We start from the raw sequence: 25,693 nt of genomic DNA on the forward strand, positions 1-25,693 counted from the left end.
TCAGTTCGCCGGCGCCAGAATCAGACCGCTGGTGGGTACGCCGGTGCCTGAGGTGATCAGTACGTGCTCGACATTGTCGACTTGGTTGTACGACGTGCCGCGCACCTGACGAACGCCCTCGGTGATGCCGTTCATGCCGTGGATGTACGCCTCGCCAAGCAGTCCGCCGTTGGTGTTGATCGGCAGCTCCCCACCGAGTGACAGCCGTTCTACGGTCGCGTAGTCCTTGGCTTCGCCGCGCCCACAGAAGCCAAGTTCTTCGAGCTGGGTGAACACAAACGGCGTGAAATGGTCGTAGATGAATGCGGTTTGGATGTCTTGCGGCTTCAGGCCCGAATCGCGCCACAATTGCCGGGCCACCACCCCCATCTCGGGCAGCCCGGTGATGTCCTCGCGATAGTAGCTGGTCATCATCTCGCCGTTGTGCGCTGCGCCCTGCGCGGCCGCGGTGATGATCGCCGGGGGCTGCCGCAGGTCGCGCGCGCGTTCGGCACTGGTGACCACGAGCGCGACACCGCCGTCGCTTTCCTGGCAGCAATCCAGGAGTCGCAGGACGGGTTCGACGATCCAGCGTGAATTCTGATGGTCCGCCAAGGTGATCGGGCGCTGATAGAACCAGGCGTCGGGGTTCTTCGCCGCATGAGCCCGGTCGACGACGGCGATCCTGCCGAAGTCTTCGTTGGTGACCCCGTAGGTCGACATGTAGCGCTGGGCGTGCATCGCGACCCACGCTGCGGGGGTGAGCAATCCGAATGGCGCGTAATGCGCCATGAACAACGGGGTCTCCGCGCTGGTGCGTCCACTGCCACCGAACCGGAAGCCGGAACGTTCGTTGAACGCGCGCCAGCACACCACCACATCGGCGACGCCCGTGGCGACGGCCATCGCTGCGTGCACCACGGTGCCCGCCGCGGCGCCGCCGCCGTGGTGCACCCGGCTGAAGAAGCTCAGGTCTCCGATGCCGACGTTGCGTGCGATGTCGATCTCGTCGCTGGCGTCCATGGTGAACGTCACCATGCCGTCGACATCGCCCGGTGTCAGGCCGGCGTCGTCGAGTGCGGCGCTGACCGCCTCACAGGCCAATTGGAGCTCGCTGCGCCCGGATTCCTTGGAGAACTCGGTCTGGCCGATCCCCACGATGGCCGCGGTGCCGCCTAGCGACGAACTCATGCGGAAGCTCCGTCGAGCAAGCTCAGGACGGCGGTGCCGGAAACGTGATCGCCAAGGCTGTTGGACGCCTTGAAGGCGACCTCGACGAAGTTCTCATCGCCGGGCCCCTCGGTCTTGCCGGTCACGGCGCCGGTGAACCGCAGCGGATCGTCGGGGAAGCACGGCACCCCGAGCCGGATCGACAGGTTCTTGACCATCGCTTCGGGGCCCGCCCAGTCGGTGAGGAACCGCACGCAATACCCATTGCTGGTCAAGATGTTCATGAACAAATTGGGCGAGCCCTGTTTGTTGGCGTAGTCGCGGTCGTGATGCACCGGCATGAAGTCACGTGAGGCGATCGCGCCCGCGACGATCATCGTTGTGGTGACGGGGATCTCGAGCGGGGTCACCTCGTCGCCGACTGCGATGTCGGCCCACTTCAAGGTTGTGGTGCGGGTTTTGGCGGTAGTCATCGGTTTCCTTTTTCAGCGGAATATGTGCTGCCCATCCGGGCCAGTTGTGCGGTAGCGGAACCAAGGGTGAGCTCGTTGTGCTTGGCCCACAGGAAGTAGCGGTGCAGGGGATAGGTGGTGTCAATCCCGATCCCGCCGTGGACGTGCTGGGTGGTGGCGGCGACGCGGGCGCCGGCCTCTGCGGCCCAGAACTTCGCGATGCGCGCGGCCCTCTCGGCAGGGCGTCCGTGGGCGATCAGCCAGGCCGCGTGCCAGGTGGTCCACCGGATCGCCTCCACGTCGATGAAAGCGTCGGCCATCCGCTGTTGCACCGCCTGGAAGCTGCCGATCGGACGCCCGAATTGCTCGCGCTCCGTGGTGTATTCCGCGGCGATCTTCAACGCCCGCTCCGCGACGCCGAGCTGGATCGCGCACAGTCCGACCAAGGCCCGGGTGTAGAGCGATTCGATTGGCCCGTTGAGCCGGTTTTCCTCGGAAACAATTGCGCCATCGAGGAATACGTCCGCATGTGGCTCGTGGTTGGTGGTCGTTACCGCCCGGATCTCGACACCGTTGGCGTCAGTCGGCAACAGGAAAAGGCCCACGTCACCGTCGTCAGTGCTGGCGGGTACCACCACGGTATCGGCGAGCTGGGCGGCCGGCACCAGCTGTTTGGCCCCGTCTAGGCGCCAGTTCGGGCCGTCGCGAAGGGCTTTGGTGGATGGGCTCGTCGGGTCGGAGCGGCCGGGCTCGGCTAGACCGGCACTGAGGATGTGGGTTCCCGCGACAACCCCGGGCAGGAAACGTTGCTGTTGCTCGGAGCTTCCGTGTCGGGCGATCGGATCCGCGCCCAGCACCAAGGTCGCGTACGCAGGCACCGGAGCCACGCTCCATCCCACCTCGGCCAGCAACACCCCGAGTTCCACGAAGCCGCCGCCGTTGCCGCCCACCGATTCCGGCAATCCCGTGCCCAGCAGGTCGACGGCGGCGAGTTCTTTCCACAGTGCGGCGTCGTATCGGGTTTCGCCGGCTTCGAGGTCCGTGAGTCGCTCAGGGGTGGCGCGGCGTTCAAAGAGATCGCGGGCCAGCTTGCTGATGGTCTCTTGCTCTTCGGTGAAGGTGAAGTCCACGAGGCATTCCTAGGTGCTGGGCCGGAACTGATGCAGCACAAGGTCGTCGGGTCCAGAACTGCCGAAGGTCTGGTAGAAAACCTCGACCAGCATCCCGACCTTGACGTCCGCCGGGTCGATCTCGCACAGGTTCGAAACCAGCCGCACCCCTTCGGCGAGATCCACCAGCACGACGATGTAGGGGTATTCGAAGAACGGAAACTTCGGTTCGTGTGGCATCACGTAGCTGTAGACGGTTCCGCGGCCCGACGATTCGATGGCCTCCCAGTCCAGGGAGCGGCAGTTCGGGCACATGGGGCGAGGAGGGTGGCGCAGCTGCCCGCAGCGGCCGCAGCGCTGGATCAGCAGCTTATTGTCCCGCAGCCCATCCCAGAAGAACTTGGTGTCCGGGCTGATCGCCGGTGCCAGCCGGGTCGCCATCAGTTGGCCGGCCTGAATCGAAGGACCCGGAATCGCTGCCGCCCCAATACCTCACCGTCCTGGTTGGTATAGGTCGTCAACCAAGTAAGGAAGAAGCCGGTGCCCAGCGCCGTCTTCTTCTCGTCGGACACCGATTCGAATACCGCCGTTGCGCTGATGACGTCACCCAGCCGGGGATAGCGCTCGATCTCGAACTCCGAGTTCGTCGCGACGGTGCTGGTGTAGCCGGCCTCGTCGAGGAACGCCGTCGGGTTGTTCGTGATTATCATCGGGGCGCCGCCTCGTTCGCCGATCCCCTCGAGTAGCGGCGACGGCATGATCCACGTCTGCAGCATGACCGGCGGGGAGACGATGCCGCCGAACCGCGACGCGGCCGCGAACTCCGGATCGAGGTACACGGGGTTCATGTCGGCCAGTGCGTACGCCCAGTGCCGAATCATCGGCTGGTTGACGGGATCGGGTGCGACCGAAGGCTTTCCGGTGCCCCCGGTCGGCTGACCAACGAGCGCCCGCACCTTGGCTTGCACGTCTGCGTCTGTCACTTAACCTGCCTTTCCTGTTGCCGTGGCCCGAAGGTCACGGGGCGCGCGCGGCATGAGGAGCCCTGCCATGGCGATGATGTCACGCTGGATTTCGTTGGCTCCGCCGCCGAACGTATTGATGACCGCCATCCGGTAGGCGGACTCCAGTTCGCCGCGCAGCGGCGCGCCGGCGCCGCGGCGTATTCCGTTGCCGTCGAGCACTTCCAGGAGTTGGCGGGCGACCTGTTGGGTGAGCTCGGTGCCGAACACTTTGGCGGCCGACGCCTCGCCCATGTTCAGCACGCCCTTGGTCATGGCCGCGTTAACCCGCAGGTTGACCAGCTTGTAGGCGGCGACCTGGGCCTCGACCCGGGCGAGCGCGAGCTGCACCCACGGCTGGTCGATGACGTACCCTTCGTCGAGCTCAGTGGTTTGGGCCCAGCGCAGCGCCTTCTCGAACAACGGCTCCAGCGCGCCCAGATTGCCCAGCGCAGCGCGTTCGAAGTTCAGCTGCGTGGTGATCAGCTGCCAGCCCTGGTTCTCTTCTCCCACCAACGCACTCGCCGGGACGCGCACGTCGTCGTAGAACGTATAGAAGGTGGAGATGCCGGGCATCGTGTGCAGCGGCTGCCAGGAGAATCCGGGCGAGGAGGTCGGCACGATGAAGATCGAAATACCCTTGTGCTTCTTGACATCCGGGTTGGTGCGCGCCGCCAGCCAGATGTAGTCGGCGTAGGCGGCGCCGCTGGTGAACATCTTTTGGCCGTTGATGATGTAGTCGTCGCCGTCGCGCACCGCTGTGGTGCGCAGCGATGCCAGGTCGCTTCCCGCCCCGGGCTCGGAATAGCCGATGGCAAACTCGACGCTGCCGTCGAGGATTGCGGGCAGGAACTTTTGTTTCTGTTCCTCGGTGCCGCACTGCATGAGCGTCGGCCCGACCGTGTTGAGCGTCACCAGGGGGATGGGGGCGTCGACCCGGCGCGCCTCCTCGGAGAAGATAAACTGCTCAATCGCCGAGAACCCGCGTCCGCCATATTCTTTGGGCCAGCCCACGCCGAGCAGGTTGGCCGCAGCCAGGGCGCGCACGCAGTCCCGGACCGCCGGGCCACCCTCGATGCGTCCGCCGATGGCGGCGATGCGCTCCGGTGTCATCACCTGTTCCAGGGTGGCGCGGATCTCGGCGCGCAGCTGCTCCTGATCGGGCGTGTATTCCAAGTGCATCGGTCAGGTTCCCAGCCGCACCGGCATGCGCTTCACTCCGGGCACCATGGTGGCCCGCATCCGGTCCACCTCACCCACCAGCTCGATCTTCGGGAAGCGGCGCAACAGTTCGTCGAACATGACGGACGCCTCCAGACGCGCCAATTGTGCACCGACACAGGAATGTTCGCCGCATCCGAACGCGATGTGCGGGTTCGGGTTCCGGGTCACCTTGAACTCTTCGGAGTCGGCGCCGAATATCTCCTCATCCCGGTTGGCCGATCCATACAGCATCACCACTACGTCGCCTTCGGCGATTCGCTGACCCCGGATCTCAACGTCGGTCGTCGCGGTGCGCGCCATGTGCACGACCGGGCTGTTCCACCGCAGCATCTCTTCGACGGCGCCCGGGATCAGCGAGCGATCCTCGACCAGCAGGCGGCATTGGTCGGGATGGATGATCAGCGCCAGCGTGCCCAGCGCGATCAGATTGCGGGTGGTTTCGTTTCCGGCGACCAGCAGCAGGTACGCGAAGTTGAGCAGGTCTTCGTCGGTGAGCCGGAGCCCGTCGATCTCAGCCCCAGCGAGCACTGACAGCAGGTCGTCACGCGCCTCGGCGCGCCGGGCCGCGATCAGCTTTTGGAAGTACTCGAATAACTCCCCCATGGCCACCAAGGGGTCGAGTTCGATCTCCGGGTCGGCGCTTCCGGTGGCGGCGTCCGACCAAACTCGGAACTGCTCCCAGTCGTCGGGCGGGGCGCCGATCAGCTCGGCGATCAGGCGGGTGGGCAGGGGAGCGGCGATCTTCTCGGCGAACTCGTGGACGGCACCAGGTTGTACTCCGTCGAGGATTCCCCGCACAATTTCGCGGATTTTCGGCTCCAGCACGGCCACCCGCCGCCGGGTGAACCCCGCGTTGATCAGCTTGCGCATCTGCCGGTGGCGCGGCGGGTCGGTGAAGATGAGGCTGCCCGGCACGACGGGGCTCGGCGCGCGCGGGTCGGGGATGGTGACGCCCTTGGTCGAGGAAAACAGGGCCGGGTTGCTCGACACGAAGCGGATGTCCTCATATTTCAGCAGTGCCCAGAAGTTGGTGACGTCGTTCCAACACACCGGTGACATGGCGCGCAGTTCCCGGTAGGCCGGGTAGGGGTCGGCCGCGTAAAAGTCGGGGGAATGCAGCGGAAAAGTGGTCTGCACGGCGAACCTCCTCGGCCGACCCCGCAGGATCGCGATCCGACACATTGGGCCAATGTGTCCTCCGGCGTTGTGTCTACTCTCGGCCAAGCGTCTCTGTCAATACATCCGCAACACCCGTGAAATAGCGGAAAATTCGCCGGATTAGTGATTGACGCCAGAGATCCACGGGTGAACACTGACTGTCGAGATGACCGACGCACGGTGAGGAAGCTGATGGCCGAGCTACAAACCCCGGGACCTCTTGTCGACACCTACCAGCTCTACATCGACGGGAGATGGGTCGAGCCGCAGGACGGTCGATACGACGACATCGACCCGGCCACCGAGCAGACCATCGCAAGCGCGCCGGACGCGAGCGTCACACAGGTCGGCGACGCGATCGCGGCCGCACGCCGGGCGTTCGACGAGGGACCATGGGCCGCCGCGAGCCCCGACGACCGCGCCGGTTACCTCAATCAGCTCGGCGACGCGCTACTCAAGCACGCCGACGAGTTCTTCGCCCTCTCCCAGGTCGAGTGGGGCTGCGTCGCGAACGAACGAATGATGCAGATCGACGGCGCCGGATACATGTCAATGCACGCCGCCCAGCTCGCCACCAAGCTGACCGACGAGCCGGTCACGGGAATCGGCGCGGGAACGACCGTGCTCCGTCGTGAGCCACTCGGTGTCGTGTCGATCTTGACGCCGTGGAACTTCCCGCACTGCCTCAACGTCATGAAGGTGAACAATGCGCTGGCCGCCGGCAACACCGTGGTTCTCAAGCCGTCGCCGCTGACGCCGCTCGCCGGACTTGCACTTGCCCGCATCATCGACGAGGACACCGACATCCCGCCGGGGGTAGTCAACGTCGTCACGCCGTCGGGTCTCGACGCCGCCAAGCTGCTTACCACCGATCCGCGAATCGACATGATCAGCTTCACCGGCAGCTCGGCCGTCGGCTGTGAGGTGATGCGAGCCGCCGGCGACGCCATGAAGCGGCTCTTGCTGGAGTGCGGCGGGAAGTCGGCAAGCATCGTTCTCGACGACACCGACGTGACCGACGAGATGCTGGAGCAGATGATGTTCGATTGCTGCTCGCTGCACGCCGGGCAGGCCTGCATCCTGCACAGCAGGCTACTTCTTCCCGACGCGTTACACGACGACGTCGTCGACCGGCTCGTCGGGCTGGCCCGCGCCGTGCGCGTCGGCGACCCCAAAGACCCTGCGGCGCAAATGGGTCCGCTGATCAGCGCGGCACAGCTGAAGCGCGTTAAGGCGCATGTCGACGGGGCGGTAAACGACGGAGCCAAGCTGGTGACCGGCGGCGGCCGTCCGGCCGGCCTGGATGTCGGGTTCTACTTCGAACCGACGATCCTCACCGACGTCGATCCGGATTCGACGATCGCGCAGGAAGAAGTCTTCGGACCGGTGCTGACGGTTCTGCGCTATCGGGACGACGACGACGCGGTGGCGATCGCCAACAACTCCCGCTACGGCCTGTCCGGTGCCGTGTGGGGTGGCGACGTGGACCGCGCCGTCGACGTTGCCCGCCGCATCCGGACCGGCCAGGTGGCGGTCAACGGTTGCGGCCCCGGTGACGCGCCGTTCGGCGGCTTCAAATTGAGCGGGTTCGGTCGAGAGAGTGGCGGTGTCAGCGGAATACACCAGTACATGGAGGTGAAGGCTATCGGGATCCCCGCATGACGGGACCCCTCGCCGGGCTCCACGTCGTCGAAATCGCCAACGAGATCTCAGGTTCTTACGCCACCAAGCTTTTCGTCGACCTCGGTGCCGAGGTCACCAAGGTCGAGCCGCCCTCCGGGGACCCGCTGCGCCGGTGGGGTCCGTTCCCCGGCGGAGTTTTCGACCCGCGGCGCAGCGGATTGTTCGAGTATCTCAACGCCGGAAAGCGCGGGGCGACAATCGATTTCGCCGAGGCCGACGGCATGTCGGCCGCGCGCGAGCTGATCGCGCACGCACACCTGCTCGTGGAGGATTTCGGGCCGGGAACATTGGAGGACTGGGGACTGGGAGTCGATGAACTGCAACGGCTGAACCCGGAGTTGGTGCTGCTGCGCATATCCGCATTCGGGCAATCCGGCCCGCTGCGCGACCGGCCGTCCACACCCCTGACTCTGCAGGCGGCATCTGGCTGGATCAGCACCCGGGATCCCGAGCGCCCCCCGGTAGGCGTTGGCGCCCGGATCTCCGAATATGTCGCGGGCGCCTACGGCGCCCTGGGCGCGCTGACCGCGCTGCGCTCGGCGCCCACCGGCCGGGTTGCGGTGGTGGATGTCTCGCAGCTGGAATCGCTGCTCTCGACGTTGCCGTATCCGATGTTGATGGCGAAGCGGATGCGACGGCTCGGCCTGCCCGCCAACCTGCGATCGGCCCCGATGCTCGGTGTCGTCCGGGCCGCCGACGGCTGGGTGGGAATCAACTGCCTCACAGGTCAGCACTGGCTCGATGTTTGCGCGATGCTCGGGCTGCCCGAGTACGGCGAGCATCAGATCGCCATCATGATGGGCGGCCCCGAGCGTGCAGAATTCTTCGCCAAGGCCGAGCCGTGGTTGGCCAACCAAACCGTCGCCGAGATCGTCGAACTGGGCCAGGCGTTGCGTATTCCGGCCGCCGCGGTCAACGACGGCGCCACAGTGCTGGGCTGTCCGCAGTACGCCGAACGTGGGTTCTTCGTCACCGGCGGCACAGAGGGCTGGTCGTTCCAACGCCCGGGGCCGCCGTTCAGGTTCTCAAAAACCCCTGTGGCACAACCACACCCGGCACCTCAGCTGGGAGAGCGGCTAGCGCGATCGGGCACCGGCGGCCAGGCGCTTTCGCCTTCACGGGGGGAGCTGCCGTTTGCCGGACTCCGGGTGCTCGACCTGACCACGTTTTGGGCCGGTGCGTACCTGACCTGCTATCTCGGCGCGTTCGGTGCCGACATCGTCAAGGTCGAGTCGATCCAGCGGCCCGACGGCCACCGGTACTCGGGGGCGTTCGCCTACGAGGGCGACGACTGGTACGAGCGCAGCGTCATGTGGCAGGGGACCAATCTCAACAAGCGGGACCTCACGCTCGACCTGACCTCGCAGCCGGGACTCGACATCGCGCGGCGGCTGGCCGCGCAGGCCGACGTTGTCGTGGAGAACTTTTCGCCCCGGGTGCTCGAGCAGTTCGGCCTCGACTACGACTCGCTGGTATCGGCCAACCCCGACGTGATCGTGGTCCGGATGCCGGGGTTCGGCCTGCGGGGGCCGTGGCGCGACTACGTCGGCTGGGCGCTGAACATCGAGCAGACCTCGGGGATGTCGGCCGTCACCGGCTACCCCGACGGTCCGCCGTGCAACCCGCAGGGTCCCGCCGATCCCGTCGTCGGTGTACACGCCGGCGTTGCGCTGCTCGCCGCGCTCGAGCATCGCAGCCGGACCGGTGCGGGCCAACTCATCGAAGTCGCTCAGATCGAGGTCGCCGCCTGTGTCACAGCCGAGCCGGTGATCGAGTACTCGATGAATGGTGTCGTCCGATCGCGCGACGGCAATCGTCAGCGCGGCTACCTGCAGGGCGCCTACCCGACCAGCGTGGCGGATTCGTGGGTCGCGTTGTCGGTGCGCGACGACGGGCCGGGGCGCACAGACCACGACGTCTTCGACGCCATGGTCACGGCCTGGACCCGAACGCAGCCACCAGCGGTGATCATCGAAGCCTTGCAAGCACAAGGTATTCCGGCCGAGGAGGTGATCACCGGCGACCAGATGTACGACGGTTATGTCGGAGCCCAACTCGACGCGCGTGGATACTACGAGGAGCTTGAGCATCCGATCACCGGCCCGCACAGGTATCCCGGCTGGCCGTTTCGCATCAGCCCCGGACCGGACCGCCACCACCGCTCCGCGCCGCCGACACTTGGCCAGCACAACGACGAGATCCTGCGCGGTCTGGGCCTGTCCGACGACGAGGTGGCCACTTTGCGCGCCGATCGGGTGATCGGTGAGCGGCCGCTCAACGCCTGAATCACCTTGTGACGGAAGAGGATACGGTGATCAGCTGACCGTTGGGATCACGGAAGATCATCGAGCGTCTGCCCCATGGTTGGTTCGTGGGCGGCATCACCCAGCTCACGCCCAGGGCGTCGATGCGCGAATATTCGGCGTCGACGTCGTCGGCGGTGAAATCGACAATGATTTCTCCTTCCCGGGGCGCCAGGCCGGGCGGGCAGGTGGTGTGCGGGCCGCGGTCCTCGGTGAACCCGGCTTTGGAGAACCCGACCGAGGACGGACCCGCCGGCACTTCGAGGTAGTGCTCGTTCAGTGGCACCGACACGCCGAGGAGCGCGGCGTAGAAACCGGCGATCGGTTCGATCGTCGCCGACACAAATCGCAGTTGTGCCAGGGACAGCCGCGGCCCGTCGGGTCGGGTCATCACGCACCCGCCGGAACGTCGAGATCGGTTTGCGCATAGTTGAGGAAGTACGCGGTGAACACGGTCAGGCCCAGATAGGCGAAGGCCTCCGTGAGTTGTTCGGCGTTCCAGCCGGCCTCGACCGCGCCGGCCCACGTGGTGTCGCTGACCTTTCCGGAGTTGGCGGTCGCCTCCCGGACGAGACCGACGATCGCGTCCACCTTGTCGTCCCCGGTCGCGGTTCCCGCGTGCAGGGCCCCGACCTGCTCGTCGGTCCATCCCGCGAGTTTGGCAAGCCGGCCGGTGATCGCGACGACGTAGTCGTTGCCGACGGCGCTGCCCGCCGCGAGCATCAATGCGGCCGACAGCTGGGGGCCGAGGGTGCCATGCTCGGCCGTCGCCGCCCGCAACGACGTATACGCGACGAGCACCGCCGGGGAGTGCGCCATTTGGCCGTGCAGATTCAGCGGCCGTCCCGTCGGGGAGAACTGGATGACGTTTTCGAGCAAGCCGCGGCTGGCCTGCGGGGCATCGCCGACGGTGTGGGTGGGGATCCGGCTCATGGCTCTCACTTCTCTCGGACTCGATGGTTTCGGTGTCTGGAAGGACGGCACAGCGGCTCGGAATGTGACAGCGCGCGTGTCACATTCGGCCGGGCTATCGCGTCCTTAACTTCATGAATGCCCAGCACGACCAGGTGAGCGACGCGTGGCGGGCCCATCGCGCCTACCTGGTGGACCTCGCGTTTCGGATGCTGGGCGACGTCGGGGCGGCCGAGGACGTGGTGCAGGAGGCCTTCTTCCGGCTGCTGCAGGCCCCGATCGGCGACATCAACGACGAACGGGGTTGGCTGATCGTGGTGACCAGCCGACTCTGCCTGGACCACATGAAATCGGCCACGTCACGTCGCGAACGCGCGCAGGACATGGCCGAGCCCCGATACGGCGACCGGCCCTCGTCGTCCATCGACCCCGCCGACCGGGTAACCCTCGATGACGAGGTCCGGCTGGCCCTGCTGATCATGCTCGAACGCCTCAGCCCCGCCGAGCGGGTGGTGTTCGTGCTGCACGACATCTTCCAACTGCCCTACGACGCCATCGCCGCGACGGTCGGCAGCCGCGCGCCCACCTGCCGGCAGCTGGCGCATCGGGCCCGGCGCAAGATCAACGACGCCCGCCCCGGCAGCCCGGCCCGATCCGGGCAAGTGGAACCGGCCCAGCACCACGTCGTCACCCGGGCCTTCATCGAAGCGTGCTCCACAGGAGACCTGGACGCCCTGCTCGAGGTGTTGGACCCGAACGTCTCGGGCGAGATCGACGCCCGTAGGGGCGCTGTCGTCGTCGGCGCCGACCAAGTCGGCGGGAACATCCTGCGATTCTGGGGCCGGCCCGAAACCGTCCTGGTGGCCCAGCCGGTGTGCGGTCAGCCCGCGGTCCTGGCCTTCGTCAAGCGCAAACTCGTCGGCGTACTGGCCCTGACGATCGGGGACGGCAAGATCACGAAAATTCATGTGCTGGTCCAGCATTCGACGCTGGGTCCGCTGCGCGCCGAACTCGGCGGCGCGCGCTAGCGTCACATTCCCGCAAGCTGCGTCGTCCTCTAATGCATGAGTACACCAGCAGCACAACCACATTCAGCGAATGTGTCGTTCGTCCCGGTCGGGCCGTCACTCTTCGTCCGGCTGGTCCTCCGGCCAATGTCCAGACTGCTCAACCCGCTCGTCGGCGTGCTCGCCGGGCGGCGTTTCGTCCCGGTGATCGCCCGGGTCCATCACGTGGGCCGGCGCTCCGGCAAGCCATACGTGACCTCGACGGGTGCCCACATCACCGGCGACACCATCGTGATTCCGCTGTCGTTCGGCAACCAGTCCGACTGGGCGCGCAACGTGCGCGCCGCCGGGCACTGCGACGTGCAGCTGGGTGGCCGGCTTTATCACGCGACGCAACCGCGATTCGTCGACGCCGAGGACGCCAAACCCGTTGTCAGACAGTCATTCAACGCGGCCAACCGCGCCGGATTCAGGCTGTTCGGTATCAAGCAGTACCTGTTTCTGCACGCCACAAATTGAGAGGAAACCGACATGAAAACGCTTGCCACACTTGACCGGCCAAGCTGGCTGCCGCCCTCGGCCTGGCCCTGGCCGACCTACACATTGCGCCACGACCGGGGCCGCATCGCGGTCACCGACATCGGCGAGGGGCCGACCCTGCTCTTCGTTCACGTCGGCAGTTGGAGCTTCGTCTGGCGCGACGTATTGCTGCGCCTGCAGAACGAGTTTCGATGCGTCACGGTGGACGCGCCCGGTAGCGGCCTCAGCGACCGGCAGTCGAGCCCGCCGACGCTCGCCCAAGCGGGCGACGCCGTCATCGCGGTCATCGATGCGCTGCAATTGCGCGACGTAACCCTGGTCGCTCACGACCTGGGCGGCCCGGCCGGATTCCTCGCCGCGGCACGCCGTCCTGACCGCATCGCAGCATTCGCGGCGGTCAACTGCTTCGCGTGGCGGCCGACGGGCCCGGCATTCCGCGGCATGCTTGCGCTGATGGGCAGCGCCCCGGTCCGCGAACTCGCCGCCGCCACCAACGTGCTGTCCCGCGTGACGTCGAGGAGCTTCGGCGTCGGCCGGCACCTGAGTCGTGGCGACCGCGCGGTCTTTCGGGCGGGCATCGACGCGTCGGCGCGCCGGGCCTGGCACGGCTACTTCCGCGACGCGCGCCGCGCCGACGCCCTCTACGCCGAGGTTGGTGACGCCCTGCGGGGAAAACTGGCCGACCGGCCGCTGCTGACCATCTTCGGCCAGCTCAACGATCCGCTGCGGTTCCAGCGGCGGTGGAAGGCGTTGTTTCCCGCGGTACGCCAACTGAAAGTTCGACGCGGCAACCACTTTCCGATGTGTGACGACCCGGACCTGGTAGCCGGGGCGATCAAGACCTTTGTGCGGCAGGCCGTGCGCCTTTCGTAAACGGCGCGGCGCATGCAAAGCTGCTGGGCATGGTTATCGCGATTGCCCGCCCTAAGCTCGAAGGCAACATCGCGGTCGGAGAGGACCGCCAAATCGGTTTCGCCGAGTTCGGTGCCCCCTGGGGTCGCGCGGTCTTCTGGTTCCACGGGACTCCCGGCGCCCGCCGGCAGATCCCGATCGAGGCCCGGGTCTACGCCGAGGAACACAACATCCGCCTGATCGGCATCGACCGGCCGGGCATCGGTTCGTCGACGCCCCATCGGTACGCGAACATCCGGGCGTTCGGTGATGACCTGCGGACGATCGCGGACACGCTGGGCATCGACAAGATGGCGGTCATCGGCCTGTCCGGCGGCGGCCCCTACGCGCTCGCGTCCGCCGCCGTGCTGTCGGATCGCGTGGTCGCGGCCGGCGTGCTCGGCGGCGTCGCGCCGTTCCTCGGCGACGAGGGGATCACCAGCGGTCTGATGAACCTCGGTAAGCGGGTGGCGCCGCTGCTGCGGGTGGGGGGTGACCCGCTGCGGATCGGCGCGAGCCTGGTGATCCGGATGATCCGTCCGGTCGCGAATCCCGCGCTGTATCTGTATGCCGCGATATCGCCCGAAGCCGACCGGCGCCTGCTCACCCGGCCCGAATTCAAAGCGATGTTCCTCGACGACCTGCTCAACGGCAGCCGTAAGCAACTGGCGGCCCCGTTCAACGACGTCATCCTGTTCACGCGGGACTGGGGTTTCCGGCTCAGTGAGGTCAAAGTCCCGGTCCGCTGGTGGCATGGTGACAGCGACCACATCGTCCCGTTTGCCCACGGCGAGCACGTCGTGTCCATGCTGCCCGACGCCGAGCTGTTCGTGCTGCCCGGCGAAAGCCATCTGGCCGGGTTGGGCCGCGGTGAGGAAATCCTGTCCACGCTGATGAAGATCTGGGACGAGCAGGCCTGACCGTCGCGCGTGGATGTGTCGTCTACATCAAGGTTGCGATGCGTGCCCGCAGCATGTCAGACAACAATTCGGTTGGACGCTCGTCGAACCCGATCTCGCTGCAGCGGTCTGGCCACCGCGTTGCTGCGTCGACGAGGTCGTCGATCATGTTGGCGGGTGCCCGTTTGCGCAGACCAAGACGGGAAGCGGCTTCGATGAAGTGGTTGCGGTTCAAGCGATTTGCCCGCCCATAGAGTGGCAATGCCATTGGGTCGCGCCATCCGCTGTAGGGCTGAGTTGTGAGCAAGTCATATGCGGGTGTCGGCCGCCAGAAGCCGCCCGGGCAATAGATCGAAAGATTCTTGCCGTGCAGATCGCCATTGCCGATTAGCCAGGAGAACAGCACGATCCGCAGCAGCTCGAGGGCGGCCGCAGCCCGCGAACCTCCGCCACGCGCGCAGGCGTCGGCCAAAGAAGCGATCGCCGTTTGAGCGTGGATACGGTACTTCGCGGCCGGATACACGTCGGCGACTTGGCAGGCATCCTCCTGAGCGATCCGGACATCACCCTGGCGATCGAATCGGTCGACCAGCAATGCGCTTCGCCCGTGAGCGTCGTGGATCAATTCTGTTCTGGCTGCGGGCAATCCGCAATCGGCCGCCATTTGCATGAAGAAGTGTTCGTTTTCGACCAGCCGGGGGAATCCCGTCGGCGGGTTTAGCTTGAGGATGGCGGGCCCCGTAGTCGTCCTTGCGGGTGTCGACCACATGGCAGCGCTGACTTTGGGTTGAACTCCCGAAAGTCCGACCGGATCGGCGTCGACGGAACCCGTGAGGCGTTTGAAAACTTCCCGAAAGTCAGTGTCTCGCATGGGGACGAACATGGGCTCGTGTTCTGGCGGAGTGGCACCGGCCGGCAGAACGCGAACATTTCCGATGGTGTCGACGCCGATCGCAAGAAGAAGGGTGAAATGGTCATCCACCGAGGTTTTCGTCGATGATGTCACCACGCCTAGTCGGACGCCTTCGGGGAGCAATCCGGCAAAGAATGACGGAACCGCGCCGCCGGTAGTTGTCAGGGGGTACCCCGCATCCACCGGGAGGGACCACGACACGGAACGGGTGCGGATAGTCAGAGGTGCTGGATGGGGGGGCCCTGGCCCCAAGTCGTGGTAGTTGAACTGGATCTTGTCGCCTGGCACGCGGGCTAGGTTGGCCACGATCTTGTCGTCGAGGTAGACGTCGGCTTCTGTGACCTCTCGAAGGTCGGATGGTCGGATCACGTCAGAGAGTGGTCGGCGCTGGCAGCGACGGCGATTTCTAGCCGAAGCCCAAGTACCTCGGCGATTTCGACAAGCGATGCGAGTTTTACCGATCCGGTGCCGTATTCGAGTGCCTGGACGCTGTATCTGGAGACTCCTGAGAGGTCGGCCAACAGTTGTTGAGTAAGCCCCAGTTGAACCCGCCTGGCCGCAAAGCCCTGCCCTATGCGTGCTATTTCAGGCAGAGAGGAGCGTGGGACGGGGCTAGTCCTGCGAGGGCCCCTCTTGCTGCGCACAATGCGCAATTTTTCAGGCATAAAGACCTTTTCCGGCAATCAAGTCCCGTCGTGATGGATTGCGCATGATTTTCCATGCATAGGACAATACTGACGTCGCCGATCGACCTTGTCAAGACATAATGCCTGCTTTTTCAGGCGTTAACTTCGCAACAATTACGGCGCCCGAGTAACCTGCTGACGTGCTGCTGGCCTCGCTGGACTCCGCTGTCACCACGGACATTCCCGACGCGGTGAGTATCGACGGCACCGCGCTGAGCCGCAGCGGCTTGGTCGGTGCGGCGACCTCGGTGGCCGAGCGCGTCGCCGGCGCGGACCGCGTTGCCGTGCTGGCCACCCCGACCGCGTCGACGGTGCTGGCGATCACCGGGTGTCTGATCGCCGGCGTGCCGTTCGTCCCGGTGCCGTCGGATGTCGGCGCGGCCGAACGGCGGCACATGCTCACCGACTCTGGCGCGCAGGCGTGGCTCGGGCCCGAGCCGGACGACCCAGAAGGCTTGCCGCACATCCCCGTTCGGCTACACGCCCGGTCCTGGCACCGCTATCCCGAGCCGGCGCCGGAGTCCACCGCGATGGTCATCTACACCTCGGGCACCACGGGGGCGCCCAAGGGGGTGGTGCTGAGCCGGCGAGCGATCGCCGCCGACCTGGATGCGCTGGCCCAGGCCTGGCAGTGGAGCGCCGACGACGTGTTGGTGCACGGGTTGCCGCTGTTTCACGTGCACGGGCTGGTGCTGGGCCTGCTCGGGTCGCTGCGGATCGGAAATCGCTTCGTGCACACCGGAAGACCGACACCGGCGGGGTATGCGCAGGCCCGTGTCGAAGCCGGCGGCACGCTGTTTTTCGGGGTCCCCACCGTGTGGTCCCGGGTGGTGGCGGACGAGACGGCCGCCGAGGCGCTACGGCCGGCGCGGCTGCTGGTCTCCGGGAGCGCCGCGCTGCCGGTGCCGGTATTCGACCGGCTGGCACGTCTCACCGGGCACCGGCCCATCGAGCGTTACGGCGCCTCGGAATCGCTGATCACGGTTTCGACGCGCGCGGACGGCGAACGGCGAGCGGGCTGGGTGGGGCTACCGCTCGCCGGTGTGGAGACCCGGCTGCTCGACGACGATGGCGGCCCGGTGCCACAGGACGCGGAAACCGTTGGGAAGCTTCAGGTTCGGGGCCCGATGATGTTCGACGGCTACCTGAATCGGCCGGAGGCCACCGCCGGGGCCTTCGAGCCCGACGGGTGGTATCGCACCGGCGACGTCGCCGTCGTCGACGACGCCGGCATGCACCGCATCGTCGGCCGCGAGTCCGTCGACCTGATCAAGTCGGGCGGATACCGCGTCGGCGCGGGGGAGATCGAAACGTCGTTGCTCGGGCATCCGGGCGTGCAGGAGGCGGCCGTCGTCGGGCTGCCCGACGAGGACCTGGGCCAACGGATCGTCGCGTTCGTCGTCGCCTCCTCCGAGCTGAAAGCCGACGACCTGATCAGTCATGTCGCCGGCGAGTTGTCCGTACACAAGCGGCCGCGCGAGGTGCGCATCGTGGATGCGCTGCCGCGCAACGCGATGGGCAAGGTCCTCAAGAAGCAGTTGCTGGCCGAGGGCTGAGTTGCTGGCCGCCCGAAGGTGCCCGGACCCACGACACGCAGGATGTTGCCAGGTTTTCTAGCGGGCGCGACCGCGAGCCTTCACCTACCGTCGTAGGCGTGACGGAACTGCCGACGATTGCGGCCGGGCGCGCGTCGACACCGATGAGGCGGGTGGCGGCGGCGTGTCTCGTCGGCTCGGCGATCGAGTACTACGACTTCCTTATCTACGGCACCGCCGCGGCGCTGGTGTTCCCGACGGTGTTCTTCCCGCGACTCGGTTCGACGCTGGGGATCGTCGCCTCGATGGCGACGTTTGCGACGGCGTTCCTGTCCCGGCCGCTGGGCGCGGTCGTCTTCGGGTACTTCGGTGATCGGCTGGGCCGCAAGAAGACGCTGGTCGCAACGCTGCTGATCATGGCCGTGTCGACCGTCAGCGTCGGGCTGGTGCCGAGCACGGCCGCCATCGGTGCGGCCGCCCCCCTGATCCTGATCGTGTTGCGGCTCTTGCAAGGGTTTGCCGTCGGCGGCGAATGGGCGGGGTCGGCGCTGCTGAGCGCCGAGTACGCGCCCGCCGGCAAGCGGGGCCGCTACGGCATGTTCACCCTGCTCGGCGCGGGCACCGCCTCCGTGCTCGCCAGCCTGACCTTTTTGGGCGTCAACTTCAGCATCGGGGAAAAGAGCGCCGCGTTCATGCAGTGGGGATGGCGGCTGCCTTTCCTGTTCAGCGCGGGGCTGATCGGGATAGCGCTCTACGTGCGGCTCAACATCGACGAGACCCCGGTGTTCGCCGAGGAGAAGGCCCGCGACCGGGTCCCCAAGGCGCCGCTCGGGGAGCTGTGGCGCCTGCAGCGCCGCGAGATCCTGCTGGCCGGCGGCAGCCTGCTGGGCGGATTCGGGTTCGGCTACCTGGGTCACACGTATCTCCTCATCTACGCCAATTCGCACCTCGGGTACACCCGCGGCTTCATCTGGTCGGTGGGCGCGCTGACCGGGCTCGTCAGCATCGCGACGGTCGCGGCTTCGGCCGCCCTCTCCGACCTGGTCGGGCGCCGCCGCCTGATGCTGCTGGGCTGGTCGCTGCTCTTGCCGTGGGCGTTCGTGGTGATGCCGTTGCTGAACACCCGCAATCCGGCGATGTATGTGGTCGCCATCGTCGGCATGGCCGTCGGTGGTGCGATCGGCTCCGGGCCCACCGCCGCCTTCATTCCGGAGCTGTTCGCCACGCGATACCGCTACAGCGGATCGGCGCTGGCCCTCAACCTCGCCGGAGTCATCGGCGGGGCCCTGCCGCCCCTGCTCGCCGGGACGCTGTTCGCGGCGTACGGCAGCTGGGCGATTGGCGCCATGCTGGCCGTGCTGACATCGATCGGCCTGGTCTGCACCTACCTGCTGCCGGAGACCAGCGGCACGACGCTCGGGTCCCGCTTCGAAGAGCTGTCCGGCCGCTAGTTTGCGTGCAGGTCCTCGTTGAGCGCGATGCCCTGACCGTCGCGGGCCACCACTTCGACCGCCCCGGTGAGCGAATTGCGCCGGAACAACACGTTATTGGCGCCGGAGAGTTCTCGGGCCCTGACCGCCTTGCCGTCCGGCGTGGCGACCTTGGTGCCCGCGGTGACATACAGGCCGGCCTCGACGACGCAGTCGTCGCCCAGCGAGATGCCCAGGCCCGCGTTGGCGCCGAGCAGGCACCGCTTGCCTATCGAAATCACTTGCGTTCCACCGCCGGACAACGTTCCCATGATCGACGCCCCGCCGCCGATGTCGGACCCGTCGCCCACCACCACGCCGGCCGAGATGCGGCCCTCGACCATCGACGCCCCCAGGGTGCCGGCGTTGTAGTTCACGAAGCCCTCGTGCATCACCGTCGTGCCCGGCGCCAGATGGGCGCCGAGCCGCACCCGGTCGGCGTCGGCGATGCGCACGCCGGTGGGCATGACGTAGTCGACCATGCGGGGGAACTTGTCGACGCCGTAGACCGTCACCTGCCCCTTGCGGCGCAACCGCGCCCGCACCGCCTCGAATCCCTCGATCGCGCACGGGCCGTGATTGGTCCACACCACATTCGTCAATACCCCGAACAAGCCGCCGGCGTTCAGCCCGTGCGGCGCCACCAGCCGGTGTGACAGCAGATGTAGCCGCAGGTAGGCGTCGTATGCGTCGGCGGGGGCATCGTCGAGGGAGCCGATGACCGTGCGCACCGCGATGGTTTCGGTGATGCGGTCGTCGTCGCGGCCGATCAGCGCCGCCAGCTCCGGGGGAACGTCGGAGAGCGCCAGCCGCGACGTGCCGCTGGTGCCCGGTTCGGTCAGTTCCGGTGCGGGAAACCAGGTGTCGAGAATCGATCCGTCGGAGGCGAGGGTCGCCAATCCAATGCCTGCAGCTCCAGTCACGCTCGCCACGCTACTTGCCCGGCATCGCGCGCCGAACCACTACCCTTGGTGGCGTGCTGGACTTGCATGGCGATCCGATCGAGCTGACCGCGGCGCTGGTCGACATCCCTAGCGAGTCCCGGGACGAAGCGCGCATCGCCGACGAGGTGGAGGCCGCGCTGCGCGCCCAGACGTCCGGCTTCGAGATCGTTCGCAACGGCAACGCGGTGTTGGCGCGCACCCAGCGCAATAGGCCGTCGCGGGTGCTGCTGGCCGGGCATCTGGACACGGTCCCCGTGGCCGACAACGTGCCCAGCCGACGCTCGATCGAACCGGAAGGCGACGTGCTGCACGGGTGCGGCACCGCGGACATGAAGTCCGGCGACGCGGTCTTCCTTCATCTGGCCGCCACCATCGCGGAACCCGTGCACGACCTGACCCTGGTGTTCTACGACTGCGAGGAAATCGATGCGGCCGCAAACGGTTTGGGTCGCATCGAGCGGGAACTCCCGGACTGGTTATCCGCCGACGTGGCCATCCTGGGCGAGCCGACCGCGGGCTACATCGAAGCCGGCTGTCAGGGCACGCTGCGCGTGGTGATCAGCGCGACCGGAACCCGCGCGCATTCGGCGCGTTCGTGGTTGGGCGACAACGCAATTCACAAACTCGGCGCCGTGCTGGACCGGCTGGCCCGCTACAGCGCGCGCACGGTCGACATCGACGGTTGCACCTACCGCGAGGGCCTGTCGGCGGTGCGGGTCGACGGCGGCGTGGCCGGCAACGTGATTCCCGACGCGGCCGCGGTGACCGTCAACTACCGCTTCGCCCCCGACCGTTCGCTGGACGCGGCGCTGCAACACGTGCGCGACGTGTTCGACGGGCTCGACGTGCGCATCGAGCAGACCGACGCCGCCGCGGGTGCGCTACCGGGCCTGTCACAACCCGCCGCCAAGGCTCTGGTCGAAGCCGCCGGCGGGCAGGTCAGGGCGAAATACGGGTGGACGGACGTGTCCCGGTTCGCCGCGCGCGGCATCCCGGCGGTGAATTTCGGGCCGGGTGACCCGAACCTGGCACACCGGCGCGACGAACGGGTGCAGGTCGCCGCGATCACCGCAGCCGCCGCGATGCTGCGGCCCTACTTGGGTGGTTGACCCCCGGGCGCAATCAGCCGCACCGCTGTGCCTGCGTGGCGGCATCGGCCGCTGCCGCGCGCATCCCCGCGGCGTCCAGCTCATGCGACACCGCGCGCAGCGCCGCGCCATCGCGTGTCGCCAGCGCCCGCGCATGGGCCAGCGCGATTCGGCCTACGACGCAGTCGATCTCGCCGCTCAGCCGGGCCAGGGGGTCCGCGGCCCGGGCGTCGCCGAGCCGGACGGCCTCGTACCACGCACGCAGCGCCACCGCCGACTGACCGCCGCGTTCGGCCATCCGAGCGGCGTCGCGGGCGGCGGCGACCGCGCCATGCGAATCGCGCACCGAGGCCAGCCGCCACGCCCGCGCCACACCGAGTTCCGGCGTGAACAACGCCGACTTGGTTCCGTGCCGAGATTCGGCTCTGCTCAACGCCTTTGCCGCGGCGGCGGTGTCTCCCTCTTGCGCCAGGGCGGTGGCCAGCAGCGTCAGCGACAGCGGTCCCCACGAGTAGCCGGTGCGTTCCAGGGTGGCGGCCGCCGGTCCGAGAAGCGCTGCGGCTCGGGCGAATTCGCCGCCGGCGATCAGCACGTGCGCCAGCAGCACCTCGCCGATGGCGCGGCCGGGCTGCTGCAGCTCGGCGAAGTCGGTGAACTGTTGCGCGAGCTTTCGCGCCGCGTCGAGTTGACCCGCCATCAGCAGCGCACTGCTCTGGCCCAGCCCGATCGTGAAGCGCAGCAAACCTGGATGCTCGGCGGCCAGGGCGCGTTGGGCCAGCGGCTCGACGTCGTCGAAGCGGCCCTGGCGCGCCGCACACAGCGCGGCGGCGCTGGCCGCCCACGCCACCGCCTGGTCATCGGCCGCCGGTGAGGCCAGCACCTCCCGCGCGACCTTGACGGCGTGCCCGACGTTGCCCGCATTCATCGCGAACGTCGCGCTCAGTGCGTCGAGGGTGGTGCGCGGGCCCGGCTCCGCGACCCGATTGCGGGTGGTCCGCAGGAACGCGGTGGCCCGCTCCGGCTCGCTGAGCATCCAGAACTGGTTGGCCGCCCGCAGCAGCGCCCAATCCATGAGCGCGGCTTCGGTCAACGCGGTGGAGTCGACGGCGTCCAGTAACGCGTCGGCCTCGCGGCCACGTCCCTGCCACGCCAGGGCGTGCGCCAGTGCCAGCCGCGCGGCCAGGCCGCCGGAGCGCTCCAGCGCCGACCGGGCCAGCCGTTCGCCCAGCGCGAGATCGCCCAGGCGCAGCGCCTGCCGCGCGGCGGCGGCGACCTCGGCGACGCGCTGCGGGGCGTCGCTGTCCAGCGCCAGGGACGCCAGCCGCAGCCGATCGACGAGGCGATCCGACGGATGCTCCGACAGCCGCGTGACCAGCTCGGTGCGCCGCCGTCGCGCGCCCTCGCCACCGAGCGCCGCACGCGCGCGTTCGGCGAACAACGGGTGCGCCGTGTAGACCACCGGGTCGTCCGCGCGCTCGTCGCGCACCCGGGTTTCCGCCGCGCCCCATTCGACCGCCTCGCTGACCGCGCCGTCGCCGGCGAGGACCGTGAGATCGGCGAGTGACAACGGCTCGGCGACCGCCAGGTAGTCCAGCACCGCGCGTGCCGGCGCGGGGAGCTCGGAGAGGAACACGTCGACCTCGCCCGCTGTGGTGGCCCCGCCGGGCGCCTCGATGTCGATCCGATCCAGCAGGGCGTCGGTCCACAGCGCCGCGATGGCCTCGGGTGCGGCCCCAGAATCTTGGGCGGTGACGATCAGGCGGGCGGTGTGGGCCAGCGCCAATTGGTACACCAACGTGGCCGACAGGATGTCGAGGTGGTGGGCATCGTCGACGATGAGCAGCAGCTCGCCCTGCGGGTCGTCACGGCCCAGCGATGCCCGCGCCGCCCGCAACAGCGCGGCCGGCTTGCCGATCTCGTCGATATCCACCAGGTGGCTGAAGGCGCCGAAGGGCACCGCCCGCTCCGTCGGCGTGCCGGTGACCCAGCGGGTGATGGTGCCCGGGTGCCGGCCGGCGAACTGTTCGGCGGCCAATCGGGCCAACGTGGATTTGCCGCAGCCGTCCGGTCCCAGCACCACCGCACCGGCCCGCGCCCCGTCGCCCAGCGCGGCGTCGAGCCGTTCCAGGCCGCCCGCGTGCTGGGGGACATTCCATCGAATCGGCACCGCCGGATTTTAGTGCGCGCGATGTGCGCGCCGCACCGGGCGTGGTCTACCTTTCGGTTATGCCGGCGGAGCGCGATTCATCGAGCGAGTGGTCGGTGTGCGTGTACTGCGCGTCCGTCCCGACGGATCCCGAATTGCTCGAGCTGGCCACCGAACTCGGCGAGGCGATAGCCGACCGCGGCTGGACCCTGGTGTGGGGCGGCGGCCACGTCTCGGCGATGGGTGCGGTATCGAGCGCGGCGCGGGCGCGCGGCGGCCGAACCGTCGGGGTGATCCCCCAACACTTGATGAGCAGAGAGCTGGCCGATACGGAAGCCGACGAGCTGATCGTCAGCGAGACCATGCGCGAGCGCAAGCAGATCATGGAGGACCGCGCCGACGCGTTCATCGTGCTGCCGGGCGGTATCGGCACCCTCGACGAGTTCTTCGAGGCGTGGACGACCGGCTACCTCGGCATGCACCGCAAACCCGTGGTGATGCTCGACGCGTGGGGCCACTACGAGGGCTTGTGGATCTGGTTGAACGGATTGCTGGACAGCGGGTACATCTCGCAGGTCGCGATGGACCGTCTGGTACTGGTCGATAAGGTGGGTGCCGCAATAGAGGCGTGCGCCCCCACGTGAGGTCGGCGGGCTGAATGGGACGGCGCCGAGGGGAATCGAGGGTTCACGTGTCGAACGACGGGGGAGCGCGCGCGGCGGTTGGGCTGGCCGATATCGCGGTTCGGGCGCCGCGCGTGCTGGCCGATCTGCCATCGATCGTGCGGGGTGTGCGCACCGGGCTGCTGGCGTTCCCGAACTCCAAGAAGTCGATCGGGACGGTATTCCAGGATCGGGCCGCTCGCTACGGTGACCGGGTCTTCCTGAGATTCGGCGACCAGGAACTGACGTACCGCGACGCCAACGCGGCCGCCAACCGGTACGCGGCCGTGCTGGCCGCCCGCGGCGTCGGCCACGGCGACGTCGTCGCCATCATGCTGCGCAACTCGCCCAACGCCGTGTTGACGATGCTGGCGACGGTCAAGTGTGGCGCGATCGCCGGGATGCTCAACTACCACCAGCGTGGTGAGGTGCTGGCGCACAGCCTGGGCCTGCTGGACGCCAAGGTGTTGATCGCGGAGACGGACCTGGTCAGCGTCGTCACCGACTGCGACACCACGGCCGGCACCGAGACGATGACCATCGAAGACGTGGAGCGATTCGCGGTGAGCGCGCCGGCCACCAACCCGGCATCGGCCTCCGCGGTGCTGGCCAAGGACACCGCGTTCTACATTTTCACGTCGGGCACCACCGGATTCCCCAAGGCCAGCGTGATGACGCACCGCCGCTGGCTGGCTGCGCTGGCCGCGTTCGGCGGGCTCGGGTTGCGGCTGAAGAGCTCCGACACGCTTTACAGCTGCCTGCCGCTGTATCACAACAACGCGCTGACGGTCGCGGTGTCGTCGGTGATCAACTCGGGCGCGACGCTGGCGCTGGGCAAGTCGTTTTCGGCGTCGCGGTTTTGGGACGAGGTGATCGCCAGCCGGGCCACGGCGTTCATCTACATCGGCGAGATCTGCCGCTATCTGCTCAACCAGCCGCCCAAGCCCACCGACCGGGCGCACCAGGTGCGCCTGATCGCCGGCAACGGACTGCGGCCGGAGATCTGGGACGAGTTCACCGACCGGTTCGGCATCGCGCGGGTGTGTGAGTTCTACGCGTCCAGCGAGGGCAACACCGCGTTCATCAACATCTTCAATGTGCCTCGGACGACGGGCATTTCGCCGACGCAGCTGGCCTATGTGGAGTACGACCCCGACACGGGCACCCCGTTGCGCGACGAGAACGGACGGGTGCGCCGGGTGCCGGCCGGTGAGCCCGGCCTGCTGATCAGCCCGGTCAACCGGCTGCAACCCTTCGACGGCTACACCGACCAAGCGTCGAGCGAAAAGAAGTTGGTGCGCAACGCTTTTCGTGAGGGCGACTGCTGGTTCAACTCGGGCGACGTGATGAGCCCGCAGGGCATGCGGCACGCCGCGTTCGTGGACCGGCTCGGCGACACCTTCCGCTGGAAGGGCGAGAACGTCGCCACCACGCAGGTGGAAGCGGCGCTGACGTCGGATGGGTCCGTCGAGGACTGCACGGTCTTCGGCGTCGAGATTCCCCGCACCGGCGGGCGCGCCGGAATGGCGGCGGTCAAGCTGCGCGACGGCGCCGAGTTCGACGGCAAATCGCTGGCCGGTGCCGTCTACGGCCAGCTGCCCGGCTATGCCCTGCCGCTGTTCGTGCGAGTGGTTTCGGCCCTGGAGCAGACCACGACGTTCAAGAGCCGCAAGGTCGAGCTGCGTGAGCAGGCCTACGGCCCCGACGTGGACGACCCGCTGTTCGTCTTGGCCGGCCGCGACGAGGGCTACGTGCCCTTCTACGACGAATATCCCGACGAAGTCGCGGCGGGTAAGCGACCGTAAGGCTCCGCTCGGTTTTACGCCCGAACGTGCGGCCCGCCGCGCCGTGGGGGTGGTGTGTGGGGCGGGCCGCACGCTCGCGAGCAAGGCCAGGCACCAGGTACGTGGGGAGGGAAAGAT

General features: G+C 67.6%; 24 protein-coding genes. 11 read left to right on the forward strand and 13 right to left on the reverse strand.

The features are described from left to right. The 7 genes from A5747_RS20910 to A5747_RS20940 are packed head-to-tail and all read right to left on the reverse strand — an operon-like array spanning position 1 to position 6,117. Complete coding sequence (locus A5747_RS20910; RefSeq protein ID WP_076127840.1) at positions 1–1,170, reverse strand: lipid-transfer protein; 1,170 nt, start codon at positions 1,168–1,170, stop codon at positions 1–3. Continuing rightward, positions 1,167–1,622, reverse strand: a complete 456-nt coding sequence (locus A5747_RS20915) for a MaoC family dehydratase (RefSeq protein ID WP_076127843.1) — start codon at positions 1,620–1,622, stop codon at positions 1,167–1,169. Before A5747_RS20915 ends, A5747_RS20910 begins: the two co-directional genes overlap by 4 nt. Continuing rightward, on the reverse strand, positions 1,619–2,731 hold the full coding sequence (locus A5747_RS20920) for an acyl-CoA dehydrogenase family protein (RefSeq protein ID WP_076127846.1): 1,113 nt from the start codon (positions 2,729–2,731) through the stop codon (positions 1,619–1,621). The genes A5747_RS20915 and A5747_RS20920 overlap by 4 nt, the downstream gene beginning before the upstream one ends. A gap of 9 nt (positions 2,732–2,740) precedes the next feature. Beyond that, a complete protein-coding gene (locus A5747_RS20925) occupies positions 2,741–3,151 on the reverse strand; it encodes a Zn-ribbon domain-containing OB-fold protein (RefSeq protein WP_076127849.1) in 411 nt (136 codons plus the stop codon). Further along, on the reverse strand, positions 3,151–3,693 hold the full coding sequence (locus tag A5747_RS20930) for a MaoC family dehydratase N-terminal domain-containing protein (protein ID WP_076127852.1): 543 nt from the start codon (positions 3,691–3,693) through the stop codon (positions 3,151–3,153). The genes A5747_RS20925 and A5747_RS20930 overlap by 1 nt, the downstream gene beginning before the upstream one ends. Next, complete coding sequence (locus tag A5747_RS20935) at positions 3,694–4,893, reverse strand: acyl-CoA dehydrogenase family protein (protein WP_076127854.1); 1,200 nt, start codon at positions 4,891–4,893, stop codon at positions 3,694–3,696. Positions 4,894–4,896: 3 nt separating this feature from the next. Then, a complete protein-coding gene (locus A5747_RS20940; RefSeq protein ID WP_083700572.1) occupies positions 4,897–6,117 on the reverse strand; it encodes a cytochrome P450 in 1,221 nt (406 codons plus the stop codon). Positions 6,118–6,285: 168 nt separating this feature from the next. Between A5747_RS20940 and A5747_RS20945 the strand changes: the two genes are divergently transcribed. Both A5747_RS20945 and A5747_RS20950 read left to right on the forward strand, forming a co-directional pair. Then, on the forward strand, positions 6,286–7,755 hold the full coding sequence (locus A5747_RS20945; protein WP_076127856.1) for an aldehyde dehydrogenase family protein: 1,470 nt from the start codon (positions 6,286–6,288) through the stop codon (positions 7,753–7,755). After that, a complete protein-coding gene (locus tag A5747_RS20950) occupies positions 7,752–10,061 on the forward strand; it encodes a CaiB/BaiF CoA-transferase family protein (protein WP_076127858.1) in 2,310 nt (769 codons plus the stop codon). The genes A5747_RS20945 and A5747_RS20950 overlap by 4 nt, the downstream gene beginning before the upstream one ends. Position 10,062: 1 nt before the next feature. Here the strand turns inward: A5747_RS20950 and A5747_RS20955 are convergent, their stop codons facing one another. Both A5747_RS20955 and A5747_RS20960 read right to left on the reverse strand, forming a co-directional pair. After that, complete coding sequence (locus A5747_RS20955; protein WP_076127860.1) at positions 10,063–10,470, reverse strand: VOC family protein; 408 nt, start codon at positions 10,468–10,470, stop codon at positions 10,063–10,065. After that, positions 10,470–11,012, reverse strand: coding sequence for a carboxymuconolactone decarboxylase family protein (locus tag A5747_RS20960; RefSeq protein WP_076127862.1), 543 nt, complete (start codon positions 11,010–11,012; stop codon positions 10,470–10,472). The genes A5747_RS20955 and A5747_RS20960 overlap by 1 nt, the downstream gene beginning before the upstream one ends. 113 nt (positions 11,013–11,125) lie before the next feature. On the opposite strand from A5747_RS20960, the gene sigI reads away from it, so the two are divergent. The 4 genes from sigI to A5747_RS20980 all read left to right on the forward strand — a co-directional run bounded on the left by sigI (position 11,126) and on the right by A5747_RS20980 (position 14,349). Further along, the gene (sigI, locus tag A5747_RS20965) at positions 11,126–12,019 is read left to right on the forward strand and encodes an RNA polymerase sigma factor SigI (protein WP_076127864.1); all 894 of its coding nucleotides are present in this window, start codon (positions 11,126–11,128) and stop codon (positions 12,017–12,019) included. A gap of 126 nt (positions 12,020–12,145) precedes the next feature. Further along, on the forward strand, positions 12,146–12,517 hold the full coding sequence (locus A5747_RS20970; RefSeq protein ID WP_076127866.1) for a nitroreductase family deazaflavin-dependent oxidoreductase: 372 nt from the start codon (positions 12,146–12,148) through the stop codon (positions 12,515–12,517). Between the two features lie 12 nt (positions 12,518–12,529). Further along, positions 12,530–13,411 (forward strand): alpha/beta fold hydrolase, encoded by an 882-nt coding sequence (locus A5747_RS20975; RefSeq protein WP_076127868.1) that lies wholly within the window; start codon positions 12,530–12,532, stop codon positions 13,409–13,411. 29 nt (positions 13,412–13,440) lie between these two features. Further along, positions 13,441–14,349: an alpha/beta fold hydrolase gene (locus tag A5747_RS20980; protein WP_076114951.1), complete on the forward strand. Its 909-nt coding sequence runs from the start codon at positions 13,441–13,443 to the stop codon at positions 14,347–14,349. A gap of 22 nt (positions 14,350–14,371) precedes the next feature. On the opposite strand, the gene A5747_RS20985 is transcribed toward A5747_RS20980, so the two are convergent. After that, on the reverse strand, positions 14,372–15,610 hold the full coding sequence (locus tag A5747_RS20985) for a type II toxin-antitoxin system HipA family toxin (protein ID WP_076127870.1): 1,239 nt from the start codon (positions 15,608–15,610) through the stop codon (positions 14,372–14,374). Next, entirely contained in the window at positions 15,607–15,906 is a 300-nt protein-coding gene (locus A5747_RS20990) for a helix-turn-helix domain-containing protein (protein ID WP_083700574.1), read from the reverse strand. The genes A5747_RS20985 and A5747_RS20990 overlap by 4 nt, the downstream gene beginning before the upstream one ends. Before the next feature lie 161 nt (positions 15,907–16,067). Here A5747_RS20990 and A5747_RS20995 point away from each other — a divergent pair, with 161 nt between their 5' ends. Further along, complete coding sequence (locus A5747_RS20995) at positions 16,068–17,483, forward strand: acyl-CoA synthetase (RefSeq protein ID WP_076127872.1); 1,416 nt, start codon at positions 16,068–16,070, stop codon at positions 17,481–17,483. Between the two features lie 143 nt (positions 17,484–17,626). After that, on the forward strand, positions 17,627–18,913 hold the full coding sequence (locus tag A5747_RS21000; RefSeq protein WP_076127924.1) for an MFS transporter: 1,287 nt from the start codon (positions 17,627–17,629) through the stop codon (positions 18,911–18,913). Here the strand turns inward: A5747_RS21000 and dapD are convergent. After that, positions 18,910–19,863, reverse strand: coding sequence for a 2,3,4,5-tetrahydropyridine-2,6-dicarboxylate N-succinyltransferase (gene dapD, locus A5747_RS21005; RefSeq protein WP_142245664.1), 954 nt, complete (start codon positions 19,861–19,863; stop codon positions 18,910–18,912). The genes A5747_RS21000 and dapD overlap by 4 nt on opposite strands. Positions 19,864–19,907: 44 nt before the next feature. On the opposite strand from dapD, the gene dapE reads away from it, so the two are divergent. Beyond that, positions 19,908–20,984, forward strand: a complete 1,077-nt coding sequence (gene dapE / locus A5747_RS21010; RefSeq protein WP_076127874.1) for a succinyl-diaminopimelate desuccinylase — start codon at positions 19,908–19,910, stop codon at positions 20,982–20,984. A 13-nt stretch (positions 20,985–20,997) separates the two neighbouring features. Here the strand turns inward: dapE and A5747_RS21015 are convergent, their stop codons facing one another. Beyond that, positions 20,998–23,130, reverse strand: coding sequence for an ATP-binding protein (locus A5747_RS21015; RefSeq protein WP_076127876.1), 2,133 nt, complete (start codon positions 23,128–23,130; stop codon positions 20,998–21,000). Between the two features lie 59 nt (positions 23,131–23,189). Here A5747_RS21015 and A5747_RS21020 point away from each other — a divergent pair, with 59 nt between their 5' ends. After that, positions 23,190–23,753: a TIGR00730 family Rossman fold protein gene (locus A5747_RS21020; RefSeq protein ID WP_076127926.1), complete on the forward strand. Its 564-nt coding sequence runs from the start codon at positions 23,190–23,192 to the stop codon at positions 23,751–23,753. A gap of 47 nt (positions 23,754–23,800) precedes the next feature. Next, entirely contained in the window at positions 23,801–25,576 is a 1,776-nt protein-coding gene (gene fadD6, locus A5747_RS21025) for a long-chain-acyl-CoA synthetase FadD6 (RefSeq protein ID WP_233148097.1), read from the forward strand. Positions 25,577–25,693 lie beyond the last annotated feature (117 nt).

Origin of the sequence: Mycobacterium sp. IS-836, assembly GCF_001954275.1 — a bacterium.
Taxonomy (GTDB): Bacteria; Actinomycetota; Actinomycetes; order Mycobacteriales; family Mycobacteriaceae; genus Mycobacterium.